This window comes from Arcicella rosea (genome assembly GCF_014204325.1).
GTDB lineage: Bacteria > Bacteroidota > Bacteroidia > Cytophagales > Spirosomataceae > Arcicella > Arcicella rosea_A.
Genome location: NZ_JACHKT010000025.1, coordinates 1 through 14,077 on the forward strand (window position 1 = coordinate 1; position 14,077 = coordinate 14,077).

Sequence of the window (14,077 nt, forward strand, 5' to 3'; positions counted from 1 at the left end):
AGTAGGAATTCATTGCTCATCAATCACAAAAAAGCGGTCAAAAACTAATTTTGACCGCTTTTTTGTGATTTTAAAATTCGGGATGACTCATGTTTTTATCTTTAAAAAATCGAAATGTCGTCTTTAAAAGTATCAGTTTTTTTGTCTTTTTTTACTTTTTCAAAAGTTACTTTCTTGGTTTTACATTCTGTTTTTAAGCCTTTTTGAATTTGTAAATTATGTTCAAAAAATTCAATGGCTCTTTGTACTTTCTTTTTATTGATTGTCAAGAAATACGGTTGACGACCATTCTTTTGAATCAAACGAGCGTCTAATTTATAAATAGTTCCTTCAGGGAAATCAGCGATAATTTTTGTGGGGCAACCAATTTTCAAATCACAGGGAATCGCTTGTCCATCAATGGTTTTTAATCTTGGGCGATTACGGCGAGTATCAAAGTACACCTTAGCGTAAATGTCCAAGAAAATTTTCTTTTCTAATTCGGGCATTTCAGAAATTAGCGAAAGTTGCATTGATTTTTCAGGGATTTTAATGGTTTTGATAAAATTATAAACAATAATTCAAATTTTCAATAGCCTAAGCAATTTTACTAGGCTATTCAAAACCATTTTCGGCGTTTATTTATTTTTTGCCATTGAAAAAGTTGAAAGTTCCGATGGCATAATCTTGTAAAGTTGAACCATGCGTTCCACCAGCCTTTGTAATTAAAGTAACATTGCCACCTTTTGCTTTCATGGCAGTAACTGCTGTCGATGAATTTAAGTAAAATACTTGTTGATCAGCATTGCCATGATACAATTGCGTTTCTGTTTTTGGTGCCCAATCAAAAACGTCATTGTCTTTTACAGCATTCAAAAATTGAGTATCTGTTCCATCATTGATATTCTTCTTGAAAGCATCTGCAAAGGTAAGATTGAAACTTACAGGTACATTTGCAGTATTTCCATTGTTTTGAATGTCTGTGGCATAAGGCTCCTTGAAATAAGTATTCATTGCTCTGTTGAGTCCATAAATACGGTTATAAGTTTGTACTACCCAAATGTAAAGTTGATTGTATTCTGAAATCGCATGAGTGGTTTCGTTAATCAAATACTTCATGAAAGCCGTTTTATTATAAGCACCAGCACCACAAGAGGAAGCGACTAAATTGAATTCCGTTGGGAATTGTTCTTCAATTTTCTTTTGTAAAGACATCGTAGCAAAACCTCCTTGAGAGTAGCCTGTAATCATCAATTTTTTACTCCAGTTTAATTTTTCAGTCGTGATAAATTCTTTAGAAGCACGAATCATATCTAAACTGGCTTGTGCTAAACTTTCACGATGTTCATAAGGGTGAACAATGCTTTTTGAAGCTCCATAGCCAATGTAATCTGGGCAGGAAATGATATAACCATTTGAAGCGAAAAGGGAGGCAATTGTATAAGATTCACTACTTGTTCCATAGTTTGATGGAGCGGCACTATCAGAACGAATGGTACCATGTTGTTGGCTGATTAATGGAACCGCTTCTGTGGTTTGTGGTACAATCAAAGCACCCGAAGCTTGAATTTCAGTGCCATCTGTATTTTTTGTTTTATAAATAATTTTATAAGCCTTCACGTCATACTTAAGTAAACCGCTAATAAAAATAGCCACCAATGGGTCATTTATTCCCCCAGTTAAAACATCAGTTCTGGTTTTTAGTACATCTTTTGAATAGGTACCAATCAATGTGCTGCTTACTAGATACTGATTACTTGGGATTGGGTCTGGGTCACTTATTTTATTCTTACAACTTGCAAACCAAATACCTATGCAAGTCATTAAGAAGTATAATACTATTTTGTGTTGTTGAGGTTTATTCATTTTGTTGTTTTTGATTTACTAACGAAGAGGACAAAGAATTATTTAAGAAATGAGGTTCAAAATTTGGCATTTATTTAAAGGATTCAAAATAAATAAAATTTATGATTAAACCATTATCATTAGACTTAATCTAAAGCATTTATATGAATTATCAAAGATAGATAATCCATATAAACTCAAATTTACCATAAAAGAAATTAATTACAGATAAGTCGCACAATAATTCGTGCTTGTCTCAAATCAGAGTGCTTCAGCTACGTTTTTTTTAATTTGTGTTAAAATAAAAACAAACCTTCGTTATGAAAAAAATATTTTTCCTCTTAGCCCTAATCCTATCTTGTACCAAATTCTATGCTCAAACTGTAATTAGCGGAGAAATTAGAGAGATGGCTACCCAAAAGACATTAAAAAGTGCCTATGTTTCACTTGTTAATCTTGCAGACTCTACTCGAAAAAGAACTATACCTACCAATGATTTAGGAAAGTTTCAGTTTCAGCAAGTAAGGAAAGGCAATTATTCTATCCGTGTAAGCTTCTTAGGATATAAAGAACTCAGACAAAATATTACTGTTGCAGACGAGCCAACCGTTGCGTTAGGTACATTGCTTTTGATTGAAGATAGTCAGACACTTAACGAAGTAAAAGTAGTCGGGCAAGTAGCCGCTGTAATTCAGAAAAAAGATACTTTGGAATTCAACGCTAGAGCTTATAAAGTAAATCCTGATGCTAATGCAGATGAATTAATCGAAAAATTGCCAGGTGCGGTTGTTGAAAATGGTAAAATGCAAATTCAAGGTGAAGAAGTAAAACAAGTAATGATTGATGGAAAACTTTTCTTCGGAAAAGACGCAACCGCAGCCATGAAAAATATTCCAGCTGAAGTAATTGATAAAATTCAGGTATTTGACCAATTGAGTGAACAATCTCAACTAACAGGATTGGATGATGGTAATACGACTAAAACCGTAAACATTACTACTCGTCCTGATATGAGAAATGGTGTTTTCGGTAGAAATTCTGCTGGTATTGGTACAAACGATTCATACAGAGTAGGTTCAAGTATTAATCGTTTCAAAGGAAATAGTCGTTTGACAGTCTTGTTTCAATCGAATAATATTAATCAACAAAATTTTTCTTCGGAAGATCTTACAGGTGTTGCCAGCGGTAGTGCACAGTCACGCAGAGGTGGCGGTGGTGGTGGAAACCGTGGCGGAGGCGGCGGTGCTGGTGGCGGCGGTGACAACTCTGGGAATTTTTTGGTTAATAATCAACCCGGTTATAACACAACGAATGCTTTTGGTTTAAACTATTCTAACGAATGGGGAACAAAATTGAAATTACAAGGAAGTTATTTCTTGAATCAATCAAGTAATTCTATTGTAGAAAACAGTTTTCAACAATATATCCAAAGTTCAAATGCTGGACAAACATATACTGAAAATAGTAATTCAAGTACGAAAAGCTTGAATCACCGTGCATATTTTAGATTAGAATATAAAATTGATGATAATAATTCATTAGTAATGACACCTAATTTAAGTTTTCAAACTACTGATGCAAGTTCTGGCTACGATGGTGTTACCAACTTGAAAGGTAGTAAACTGAATGATGTTTTGAATAAAAACGCAAGTAATAATAATGCTATTAATTTCTCTAACAATATACTTTTCAGACATCGATTTGCTAAAATGGGGCGTTCATTAACGTTTAATGTGACTACTACTTATAACGACAGAAATGCAGAAGGTTCATTGAATTCAGTTAATAATTTTTATGGAACAAATCCTTCAGCTAGAATTTTGAATCAACGTTCCAATACCGATGCCAATGGTTTGGGACTTTCAACAAGTTTATATTATTCAGAACCTATCAGTAAGCAAAGTGCGGTTTTCTTGAGTACAAGTTTTGGTTATAATGAAAGCCAGTCAGAAAAATATGCGTATAATTTTTCTGATTCAGAACAAACTTACAACCGTTTAGATACTTTGTTAAGTAACGTTTTCAACAGTGATTATTATAACTACAGAATTGGAACTGGTTTCCGTCAGTTCTCAAGAAATATGAATATTTCTGCGGAAGTACGCTATCAGAATGCACATTTGATGAATGAGCAGATTTTTCCTAAAGTGTATAACTTGGACAAAAGCTTTAACAATATTTTGCCTTCTTTCTCAATGCGTTATAATATCAATGGTAATGCTAAATCTGTGCGTTTTAATTATCAAACACAAACGCAACAGCCAAGTATAAGCCAATTGCAAGAAGTAGTAAATAACAATAATCCATTGAGGTTATCAACCGGTAACTCTGGATTAACACAAGAATATCAACACCAGCTTTCTCTACGTTATACAGCGACTAGTCCAACTACTTTCTCGAATTTTGTTACTTTAATGAGTGCCAACTTTGTAGTAGGAAATATTACAAATAGCAGTTTTATCGCAACAAGAGATACTGTAATTAGCAAAGACATCATCTTAAAGTCAGGCTCTCAGCTTTCTCGTCCTGTTAATTTAGATGGACAGTATTCGGTGAGAGGTTTTATTTCTTATGGTTTTCCTGTGAAAGCTATCAAGTCAAACATCAATACCAATCTTACGGCTAGTTTTTCAAGAACACCCGGCTTAATTAACAGTGCTTTGAATTATAGCGATTCTCAACGTTATGCTTTTGGTTTAGTGTTAAGTAGTAATATTAGCCAAAATGTTGACTTTACGATTTCGTCAAACTCAAATATTAGCTTTGTTCAAAATACCATTTCAAATACTTTGAATAATAATTACTTTAATCAAAATGTAAAGTTGCGTTTAAATATTATTTTCTGGAAAGGAATTGTATTTAATACAGATGCTACTTATTATTCAAACTCTGGACTTTCGTCTTCGTTCAATCAATCTTATACATTATGGAATATGGCTGTAGCGAAGAAATTGTTTGATAAACAACAAGGAGAAATTCGCCTGTCTGTATTCGATTTATTGAAATTAAACACCAGTATTCAAAGAAACATAACAACAACTTATATCGAAGACAATCAATCGAATGTTCTTCAACAATATTTTATGTTAACGTTTAGTTATAATTTGAAGAAATATTGGAAAAGCTAGAAATAATTGTGAGTTGTGAATTATGAGTGATGAGTTGTGAATTTTATTCGCTGAAACTGTTGGAATAATACAGTATCTATGAACTTGTTTTAAAGAAAAGAATTTTTTTAACTCACAACTAATAAGGCGAAGGACCAACAGAAGTCCAGCCGCCATCTACTACGATACTTTGACCAGTGATTTGTCTGGAAAGTGGAGAAACTAAGAAAAGTGCTGCATTGGCAATGTCTTGAACAGTAGCTGGGCGACCAGTAGGAGTAATTCTGGACCAAGTTTCAAGATAATTAGCATCGCTTAAAGTCCGTTCAGTAAGCGTTGCACCCGGAGCAACAGTATTGATATTAATTTGATGCGGGGATAAATCAACCACTAAATTTTTAGCCAGTTGTTCTATCCCCGCTTTTGTCATTCCATAAGCTGCTAAATATTTATGTGCCTGATGTCCCGTCACAGAAGACGTTAGTAAAATACTTCCGCCATGTCCTTGTTTTAGCATTTGTTTACTTGCTGCTTGGGTCAAGAAGAAAGTGCCAAACAAGTTTACTTGTAAGATTTTCTGCATTGATTCAGGCTGATATTCCCAGAAATCGCCAAAAGTTGTGATACCAGCATTGGCAATTAAAATATCTATTTTATCAAAGCTTTTTATTGTTTTTTGAACTAAATGCTGAATGATTCCCAAGTCAGCTACATCTCCACCAAAAGCTTCACAAATTCCTCCATTTTCTCGAATTGTTTTTGCCGAAGAGTCCGCCAAACCCTCATCAATATCGTTCAACATCACTTTAGCACCCTGCTCTGCTAGTTGTTTCGCAATTTCAAAACCGATGCCAATACCTGCACCAGTGACAATCGCTACTTGGTTTTGGAAACGTTGTTCAAGCATATTCTTCTGTTTTGTTTCGTACTGTTTTAAAAATTTTATCAAGGCTCATAATCGGAAGGTAAAGCCATTCCAATGCGATAATTCCCCATACTCCCAAAAAATTTTAAGGATTGCGGAGGATACAATTCTCCTTGTGAAGTTAAGTATTTTATGTCATCTTTATTGGAAAGGTAAATACTTGTGTGCTCAAAGCGTAAATATCGATAACGATAATTGGCTTGTTGATTATTTTTTCCTTCATAAACAATTTCGATAGGAGAGTTGAGCTTAAAAAAATATTGATGATTTACAGAATCTGGCTCAATCATTTTATCTAAATCTATCTGAAAAGCTTTGTTTGCCAATTTTTGATAAAAATCATTAATGCGATAATTGAACAAAGTATCTTTTACGACTAAAAACTTATTTTCTTTTAGTTGATGTCTTATCAATGATTTGAAAAAATGGTTTGGAGAACCTAAATAAGCTTCTTTTCGGTTTTGTTCCCAAGTATTTTGTTCTGTTTGGTTTTGTGCTTTCAAAGGTTCGAAACGAGTAATACCTAAATAAGAAACATCGCCATTGGTTGTGTATTGAAACTCTTGCAAAGTACTAAATACTTTGTAACCAAGCTTGTGATTGATGATAACAAGCGGTTCATCACAACTGGCAAAGAGTTTGTTTTCTTCCCAAAACAATCGAATTTTATTCCGATTTTCAATTTCATAATCTCCATCTTTATCACTTTCTCCTAGAAATTCTTTTTTGAAAACTTTAAAATCTCTGAGCCACTGTTTGCTTACTTTGCCTTCAATTTTTACTTCAAGTAATTCTTTGCTGACTGGCATCAACTTGAAAGTAAGTGTTTTGGCAATCAATTGTTTACTTTCAAAAACGGAGCTGACTGTTGTATAACCAATAAATGAAGCCCCGATTTGTATGGTTCCGAAAGATACTTTTAGGATGAAATCTCCGTTTTCATTAGCAATTGTTCCAATGGATGAGCCTACCACAAAAACCGTTGAAAAAGGTAATGGCTTATTATTTTCTTCGTCAATTACTTTGCCTTTAATCGTCACTTGACTAAACGACGCAAAGGAGTAAAAAAGGAGTAAAAAAATACATTGATAAAATATTTTTTTCATGAAGTATTCTATCATTTGGAACTGATTGTATGTGTTTATGGAAAACCAAAAAAAATCTGAAATCCTACAGCCGAAATCCGAAGACCGATAGCTGACAGCTATTTTACTTCTTCAAATACTTCCCAAACCATTTCAAGTAACGCTCAAAGCGGTCGATTTGGAAAATGGGGTTGGTGATGCCATGAAATTGTCCCGGATAAATAATCAATTCCGTTGGAATTCCTACTGATTTGAACGCTTGATACATTTGTTCACTACCGATGGCTGGTACATTAAAATCACTTTCACCGACCATAAACTGTGTTGGTGTTTTGATTTTTTCTACTTTCAAGAATGGATACGAAAGTGCGATATATTTATCAAAATTTTTCCACGGCGCCCCTAATTCATGTTCGTATTGTAAAATATATTGGTCTGCACCATACATTGATGAAATCATTGCTACGCCTGCACCACTTGATGCTACTTTAAAACGAGTATCCGTTGCAATGGTATAATCTGTCAAGATTCCGCCATAACTCCAGCCACCAATTCCTAATTTCTCTGGGTCAGCAATGCCATTATTGACTACATAATCGGTTGCACCCAAAATGTCCAATACTTCTTTGTTGCCCCAATCACCCGAAATTACTTTACAATATGCTAAACCTCTACCGTTTGAACCACGATAATTTACCGCCACCACATTATAACCAGCGGCAGCCAACATTTGGCGACTTAAATCAAAACTGAATTCATCTTGTGCTACTGGCCCACCGTGAATAAAGAAAATCGTAGGCAATTTTTCTGTTTTTGAAGCATTCGCTGGGCGATACAAAAGGTTTGAAACCAAAGCACCATCTTTACTTTTTGAGGTAAAACCTTCAACGCTTGCCAATGCCAAAGGTGCAAGGAAAGCTTCATGATGTTTAGTCAATCTTCTAATGGCATTATTTTCAAAAACATATAGTTCCGCAGGCGTTTGCGGGTTACTCATCGTCGTTAAAAAAGTGCCACTAGGATGTCTTTCTAATGCTGTAAAGCTTCTTTCTCCATCGATTAGTTTAGTGATTTTTCCGTCAATAGCGTTGAATTGTGCAATGTATCTTGTACGGTCGTCGGTTACTAAAGCGATTAATGCCGTACCGTCTTTTGTCCATTTGTGTGAAGAAACAGGTCTGTCTAATGTTTTCGTCAAGAGTTTTGGTTCGCCTCCATCTTTTGAAATCGTGCATAAAATAGACTGGTCGTACATGATGTAGGCTTCAGAAGAAGTAGTTCTCAAATAGGCAATTTGTTTGCCATCTGGACTCCAAACGGGTGAATAATCTCTTCCCGTCCAAGTTGTTAATTGCTTTACTGGAGCATTGGCTTTCGCATCCATCACAAAAATATCACTGTTTGAGTTTTTGTCTGGATTTTCAGAATGATTACTCAAAAAGGCAATCTGTGTTCCATCGGGTGACCAAACTGGTGATTCTTCTTCAAAATTTCCTTTGGTTAAAGTATCAATCTTTTTGGTTTCAATGTCAAATAAATAGAGATGCGTCGAGCTTCGGGTAATATAACCTTCAACATCTCTTTTAAACTGAAAACGGTCAATTACGATGGGTTTGGGTACTTTTGATTTAGAAGTATCAGCCGAAACCTTAATGACCAAAGCAATTTTTTTCCCATCTGGCGACCAAGCATATTCTTCTAAATCACCTTTTTTCAAATCTGTCAATTGTTTGGCTTCGCCACCTCTTCTGTCCATTAACCAGATTTGACCACTTGTTAAACCATTTCTTGATGAAATGAAGGACAAGTATTTCCCGTCTGGACTCCAACGAGCTTGAGATTCACCGTCAGGCGTGTGCGTGAGTTGAACGGTTTCTTTTCCATCCCAAGAAACCATGTAAACATCGGCATTTCTTTTATTTTTGGCAGAATCAACCGTTGAAAGCGTGTAACTTACCCAATTCCCATCAGGTGAAATTTTAGCATCTGAAATTGTTTTTAAACGATAAACATCAGAGGGTTTTAAAGCACGTTTGACAGGATTTTGAGCAGATAAATTAAAACTCGCCCAAAAACAAAGCGAGATTAAGAGTAAATGTTTTTTCATGTTGTTGTTGAAGATTTTTGAATGAAATCGAAGATAAGAAAATTCCCCAAAAGATTTTTTGAGAGATATGAATTTTGAATTAGTACTTTATGAAAGATTCAATTTGGTACAACTTCTCAAAACCGTATTTTTTTTGTAGCGGCAAACCCTTGCGGTTGCCGCACTCAGAACGGCAACCGCAAGGGTTTGCCGCTACAAAATCTGTTTTTTGACACAGTGTCACATTTTAATACTCAAGAGTCTCGTTTTGCTACTCGTGAGCATCGTTTTGCTACTCGTGAGCATCGTTTTGATACTCGTGAGCATCGTTTTGATACTCGTGAGCATCATTTTGATACTCATGAGCATCGTTTTAATACTCGTGAGCATCGTTTTAATACTCGTGAGTATCGTTTTGATACTCACGAGCATCATTTTGGTACTAATGAGAATCTCTGGTAACGATACTTCCAGATTTTCCTTTCAAGAAATCCATATCAGCTCCTAAGTGAGCTTGTTCAACGTGATTGATATAAAGATTTACATAACCACGAGTAATATTCATGTCGATAGCTTCCCAATTTTTACGTCTTTCAGCCAATTCTTCGTCTGATACTTCTAAGTTTAGCGTTCTGTTTGGCACATCCAAACTGATATAATCGCCATTTTGAACCAAAGCTAAATTTCCACCAGCGGCAGCTTCTGGCGAAACGTGCAATACAACCGTTCCAAAACCTGTACCTGACATTCTTCCGTCAGAAATTCTAACTAAATCATGAACACCTTTTTCTAAAAGCTTCTTTGGAATACCCATATTGCCAACTTCTGCCATGCCTGGATAACCTTTTGGCCCAACATTTTTCAAGACCATCACAGAATTTTCGTCGATGTCTAAATTCGGGTCTTCAATTCTGGCGTGATAATCTTCAATGGTTTCAAAAACTACTGCTTTACCACGGTGAACCATTAATTCAGGCGTAGCTGCTGAAGGTTTCAACACAGCTCCATTCGGAGAAAGATTTCCTTTTACTACAGCAATGCCAGAATTGGGTTTGAAAGGATTTTCCATCGTAGCCACAATGTTTCTGTTATATACCTCAGCATCTGCACAGTTTTCACCAATTGTTTTTCCGTTTACTGTCAAAGCATCATTATGAAGTACTTCACGCATTTCTTTAATTACCGCTGGCAAACCACCAGAATAATACAAATCTTCCATAAAATGTTCACCAGATGGTTGAAGATTGGCTAATAATGGAATATTTTGAGAGAATTTGTCGAAATCTTCAATGTTTAAATCAACGCCAATTCTACCTGCAATCGCCAATAAGTGAATCACAAAATTGGTTGAACCGCCAATCGCAGCGTTGACCATAATCGCATTTTCAAAGGCTTCACGAGTAAGAATTTTTGAAAGGGTTAAATTTTCTTTCACCATTTCTACGATACGTCTTCCCGAAAACTGAGAAATTACTTTTCTACGAGCATCCGCCGCAGGAATCGAAGCATTATTGGGAAGAGATAAACCCAATGCCTCAACCATCGTTGCCATTGTAGAAGCCGTTCCCATCACAGCACAGTGTCCTTGAGTACGAGCCATACAAGCCTCAGCTTCCACAAATTCCGACTGTGAAATTTGTCCTAATTTATAGGCTTCAGCAAAACGCCAAACATCAGAAGTACCAATATCTTTTCCTTTAAAATGTCCTTTCAACATCGGCCCGCCAGAAATAACCAAGGTTGGAATATCTACACTACAAGCACCCATCACTAAAGAAGGAGTTGTTTTATCGCAACCACAAAGCAATACTACACCATCAACAGGATTGGCACGAATTGATTCTTCTACATCCATACTTGCCAAATTTCTGTACAACATGGCAGTAGGTTTTATCAAAGTTTCGCCCAAAGACATTACTGGAAACTCCACAGGAAAACCACCTGCTTCATACACGCCAATCTTTACGGCTTCTGCCAAATCACGGAAATGAGCGTTGCAAGGGGTAAGTTCCGACCAAGTATTACAAATTCCGATGACAGGGCGACCATCAAATTGGTCGTGCGGAATACCTTGATTTTTCATCCAAGCACGATAAATAAAACCATCTTTTCCTGTTTTCCCAAACCAATTTTGTGAGCGTAAAGCTTTATTTTCTTCCATATTATTTTCCATGTAAATAGTTTATTTTCCAAAGTGGAAATTATTAAAATTATACCGAATTTTATCCTGATATTTTGAAATGGGATTGTAAGGTAAAAAAAATCCCTCCAAACTATCAAAAATTGGAGGGATTTTTAATTTATTCTGCCAAAGCACTTTTAATTCTTTCAATGGCTTCGATGAGTGTGGCTTTCGGACAAGCGAAGTTTAATCTAAAAAATCCTTCGCCTTTGAAAATCTTTCCGTCCATTATTCTTACGCCCGCTTTAAGGAATTTCTCTTGGATATTTTCGATACCTGTTTCTCTGGCATCAATCCAAGCCAAATATGTAGCTTCTAAAGGAAGGAGTTTTAATCCTTTGTAGCCATTCAAGGCTTCGTATAAATAATCATGATTTTCTTTCAGATAATCAACTAAAGCCAAACGCCAATCTTCACAATCACGATAAGCCACAAAAGCAGCTTCTTGTGAGTAACGAGTAAGCGGTGGAAAAAATCCATGTTTGGCTTTTTCAAATTTCTGACGAAGTTCAGGATTAGGGATAATCGCAACCGAACAACCCAATCCCGCAATGTTAAAAGTTTTGGAAGGAGCCATCAAAGTAATGGTTCTGTCGGCTGCCTTTTTACTTAAACTTGCAGTGGGAATATGTTTTTTATGAATATCTAAAATTAAATCAGCGTGAATTTCATCTGAACAAATCACTATGTCATGTTTTTCACAGATGTCAATCAATTTTTGTAGTTCTTCCTTCGTGAAAACTGTTCCAGCAGGATTATGTGGATTACACAACATAAACAATTTTGTGTCAGAAGTAATCGTCGCTTCCAAAGCTTCAAAATCGAAAGTCCATCGTCCATCCGCTTCAATCATCGGGAACGTCTGCAACTTTTTATCGACATAAGCAGGTGCTAAATGGAAAGGATGATACACAGGAATAGCAGTGATAATAGCATCACCAGCTTCTCCGATTGCTTTACAAGTAGCATAAATAGCAGGAACTAAACCGGGAATCCATACTTGCCATTCTTTTTCAGTTTCCCAATTATAAAGATTTTTCAGACGGTCTTGAAAAAGGTCTTTCAACTTTTCAGGAACAATAGAGTAACCAAATACTCCGTGCTCTGTAATATTATTAAGTACTTCTAAAATAGGTTCAGGACATCTAAAATCCATATCAGCCACAGGCATTGGAATTACATTCTCTGGGTCATTAAACATATCCCATTTCTGAGAATCGGTGTTTTTTCGGTTGATGATTTCGTCAAAATTATATTTCATGTATTTTATTGAGGGGAGATTGGTTTCTGGAGTTTTAGCATAAATGCCTTGAATCTCAAAGAAAGAATTAATACGACAAACATTAATCCTGCATTGATGGTGAATGCTAATTGATATGAATGATTGATACTAAAAACGAATCCTGTCATGACGGGACCTAATAACGAACCACCACCTTCAAACATGTTAATAGTACCGTTAATTTTTCCTGCGGAGGCTAAGCCAAATGTTTTGATAGCGATAAGATTATACAAAGAATAAATTCCGCCCCAACTTACAGCCATGAGGGCGATTGAAGGAAATACAAATTGAATATTCATCATGGAAAGACCAAAACAGCCCATCATCATCATGATACAGCAAATTGAAAATACCCAATATGGATTGATATAATCTGAAAAAATAGAAACAAATAGCTTCGCCAAACCAGCCATGATAAAGTATAAACTAAGATAAAAACTCGCACGAGTTTCAGTAAATCCTAGTCCCACTAAATGCAAGAAAACATTGGCAATGGTGCCAACCAAACAGTAAAAAGTAATAAAGCCACAAAGACAAATTAGCCAAAAAAGATGTGTTCTAGTAGCTTCTTGATAAGTCATTCCTTCGATGAGTAAATCGTTCGTTATGTTTTCATTACCCAGTGCTTTAATGGAAATATCGCTTGGTGAATTTTCAACTACGAAGTAAATATAGAAGAAAATTAAAGTAGGAAAAGCTGCTAAAATCATAAATGATTGTCGCCAACCAAATTCGGATAATAAATAATGATTAAAAGGAGAGAAGATAGCACTTCCTAAACTTGTGCCAATTAATACAATGCCTAAAGCCAATCCCTTTTTTTCTTGAAACCATGAGGAAACCAAAATGATACAAGCAACAGAACCAGCGGTAATCATGGATAAACCTAACAGGAAATGAATAAAATAAGCTTGGTACTTGTTGGTAACAAAACTATATGAAAACAAAGCGATTGTTAAAACGAAACTGCCAAAAAGCATCATCTTTTTCACCCTGATTCTATCAATAATTACTCCTGAAATAAGTATAAAAAAGAGTGTCACGCTATTGGTTATAGATTCTCGCAGTTTTAATTCATCTCGTTTCCAATGAAATTCATTGATAAAAACTTTATCGAAAACTGAAAGCGAAGTGGTGGTTAGTCCGTTGATGACAACTAAAATCAATAATCCAGAAAAACATATAAGCCAAGGGTAATAATTATTCTTTTCGTAAAAGATTTTGTTCATCGTTTCTGAATTTATGGAGATACCCAAATTTAATGTATGTACATCATATCAGTAAACTATTCCCTTGTAACACAGGTTCATTTTTGATGGTGAAAAGCCATAAATAAGACAAATGCTTAAAAAGTAAAAAAATATTCTTGGAAAATACATAAACAGATTTGCGAACTTATGGTAATTTTTACACATTGCTTCATATTTTAAAATACTAACCACAACCGATTATATTGTACATCAGTTGATCAATTGATACGTCAGTCAAAAAGTCAACGCTTGTTGAAGAGTCTTTGATTTTAAAATCACATGAAGAGGTGATTCTATGAAAGAAATTATGTTTAAAATGTTAAATTGTACCAGTTT

At 35.3% G+C, this 14,077-nt stretch carries 10 protein-coding genes; 2 read left to right on the forward strand and 8 right to left on the reverse strand.

Going from position 1 to position 14,077, the window contains the following annotated elements; translation table 11 throughout:
• Positions 1-101: 101 nt before the first annotated feature.
• The gene (locus tag HNP25_RS15545; protein ID WP_184135572.1) at positions 102-512 is read right to left on the reverse strand and encodes a hypothetical protein; all 411 of its coding nucleotides are present in this window, start codon (positions 510-512) and stop codon (positions 102-104) included.
• A 109-nt stretch (positions 513-621) separates the two neighbouring features.
• Positions 622-1,845 (reverse strand): alpha/beta hydrolase family protein, encoded by a 1,224-nt coding sequence (locus HNP25_RS15550; RefSeq protein ID WP_229202886.1) that lies wholly within the window; start codon positions 1,843-1,845, stop codon positions 622-624.
• A 299-nt stretch (positions 1,846-2,144) separates the two neighbouring features.
• Between HNP25_RS15550 and HNP25_RS15555 the strand changes: the two genes are divergently transcribed.
• Positions 2,145-4,952 (forward strand): outer membrane beta-barrel protein, encoded by a 2,808-nt coding sequence (locus tag HNP25_RS15555; RefSeq protein WP_184135574.1) that lies wholly within the window; start codon positions 2,145-2,147, stop codon positions 4,950-4,952.
• 118 nt (positions 4,953-5,070) lie between these two features.
• Here HNP25_RS15555 and HNP25_RS15560 read toward each other — a convergent pair whose 3' ends face one another.
• The 3 genes from HNP25_RS15560 to HNP25_RS15570 form a co-directional block, all read right to left on the reverse strand.
• On the reverse strand, positions 5,071-5,838 hold the full coding sequence (locus tag HNP25_RS15560) for an SDR family NAD(P)-dependent oxidoreductase (protein WP_184135576.1): 768 nt from the start codon (positions 5,836-5,838) through the stop codon (positions 5,071-5,073).
• A 38-nt stretch (positions 5,839-5,876) separates the two neighbouring features.
• Complete coding sequence (locus tag HNP25_RS15565) at positions 5,877-6,962, reverse strand: carboxypeptidase-like regulatory domain-containing protein (protein ID WP_184135577.1); 1,086 nt, start codon at positions 6,960-6,962, stop codon at positions 5,877-5,879.
• A 103-nt stretch (positions 6,963-7,065) separates the two neighbouring features.
• Entirely contained in the window at positions 7,066-9,048 is a 1,983-nt protein-coding gene (locus HNP25_RS15570; RefSeq protein ID WP_184135579.1) for a S9 family peptidase, read from the reverse strand.
• Positions 9,049-9,264: 216 nt separating this feature from the next.
• Between HNP25_RS15570 and HNP25_RS15575 the strand changes: the two genes are divergently transcribed.
• Positions 9,265-9,489: a hypothetical protein gene (locus HNP25_RS15575; protein ID WP_184135580.1), complete on the forward strand. Its 225-nt coding sequence runs from the start codon at positions 9,265-9,267 to the stop codon at positions 9,487-9,489.
• On the opposite strand, the gene HNP25_RS15580 is transcribed toward HNP25_RS15575, so the two are convergent.
• The 3 genes from HNP25_RS15580 to HNP25_RS15590 all read right to left on the reverse strand — a co-directional run bounded on the left by HNP25_RS15580 (position 9,470) and on the right by HNP25_RS15590 (position 13,720).
• Positions 9,470-11,188: an IlvD/Edd family dehydratase gene (locus tag HNP25_RS15580; protein ID WP_184135657.1), complete on the reverse strand. Its 1,719-nt coding sequence runs from the start codon at positions 11,186-11,188 to the stop codon at positions 9,470-9,472. The genes HNP25_RS15575 and HNP25_RS15580 overlap by 20 nt on opposite strands.
• Before the next feature lie 139 nt (positions 11,189-11,327).
• The gene (locus tag HNP25_RS15585) at positions 11,328-12,470 is read right to left on the reverse strand and encodes a MalY/PatB family protein (RefSeq protein WP_184135582.1); all 1,143 of its coding nucleotides are present in this window, start codon (positions 12,468-12,470) and stop codon (positions 11,328-11,330) included.
• Between the two features lie 5 nt (positions 12,471-12,475).
• Positions 12,476-13,720 (reverse strand): MFS transporter, encoded by a 1,245-nt coding sequence (locus HNP25_RS15590; RefSeq protein ID WP_184135584.1) that lies wholly within the window; start codon positions 13,718-13,720, stop codon positions 12,476-12,478.
• Between the last annotated feature and the right edge of the window lie 357 nt (positions 13,721-14,077).

What these genes read in the sequence shown, in the direction of transcription:
- HNP25_RS15545 (WP_184135572.1), bottom strand. Translation starts at nt 512, where the DNA reads ATGCAACTTTCGCTAATTTCTGAAATGCCCGAATTAGAAAAGAAAATT.
- HNP25_RS15550 (WP_229202886.1), bottom strand. Translation starts at nt 1,845, where the DNA reads ATGAATAAACCTCAACAACACAAAATAGTATTATACTTCTTAATGACT.
- HNP25_RS15555 (WP_184135574.1), top strand. Translation starts at nt 2,145, where the DNA reads ATGAAAAAAATATTTTTCCTCTTAGCCCTAATCCTATCTTGTACCAAA.
- HNP25_RS15560 (WP_184135576.1), bottom strand. Translation starts at nt 5,838, where the DNA reads ATGCTTGAACAACGTTTCCAAAACCAAGTAGCGATTGTCACTGGTGCA.
- HNP25_RS15565 (WP_184135577.1), bottom strand. Translation starts at nt 6,962, where the DNA reads ATGAAAAAAATATTTTATCAATGTATTTTTTTACTCCTTTTTTACTCC.
- HNP25_RS15570 (WP_184135579.1), bottom strand. Translation starts at nt 9,048, where the DNA reads ATGAAAAAACATTTACTCTTAATCTCGCTTTGTTTTTGGGCGAGTTTT.
- HNP25_RS15580 (WP_184135657.1), bottom strand. Translation starts at nt 11,188, where the DNA reads ATGGAAGAAAATAAAGCTTTACGCTCACAAAATTGGTTTGGGAAAACA.
- HNP25_RS15585 (WP_184135582.1), bottom strand. Translation starts at nt 12,470, where the DNA reads ATGAAATATAATTTTGACGAAATCATCAACCGAAAAAACACCGATTCT.
- HNP25_RS15590 (WP_184135584.1), bottom strand. Translation starts at nt 13,720, where the DNA reads ATGAACAAAATCTTTTACGAAAAGAATAATTATTACCCTTGGCTTATA.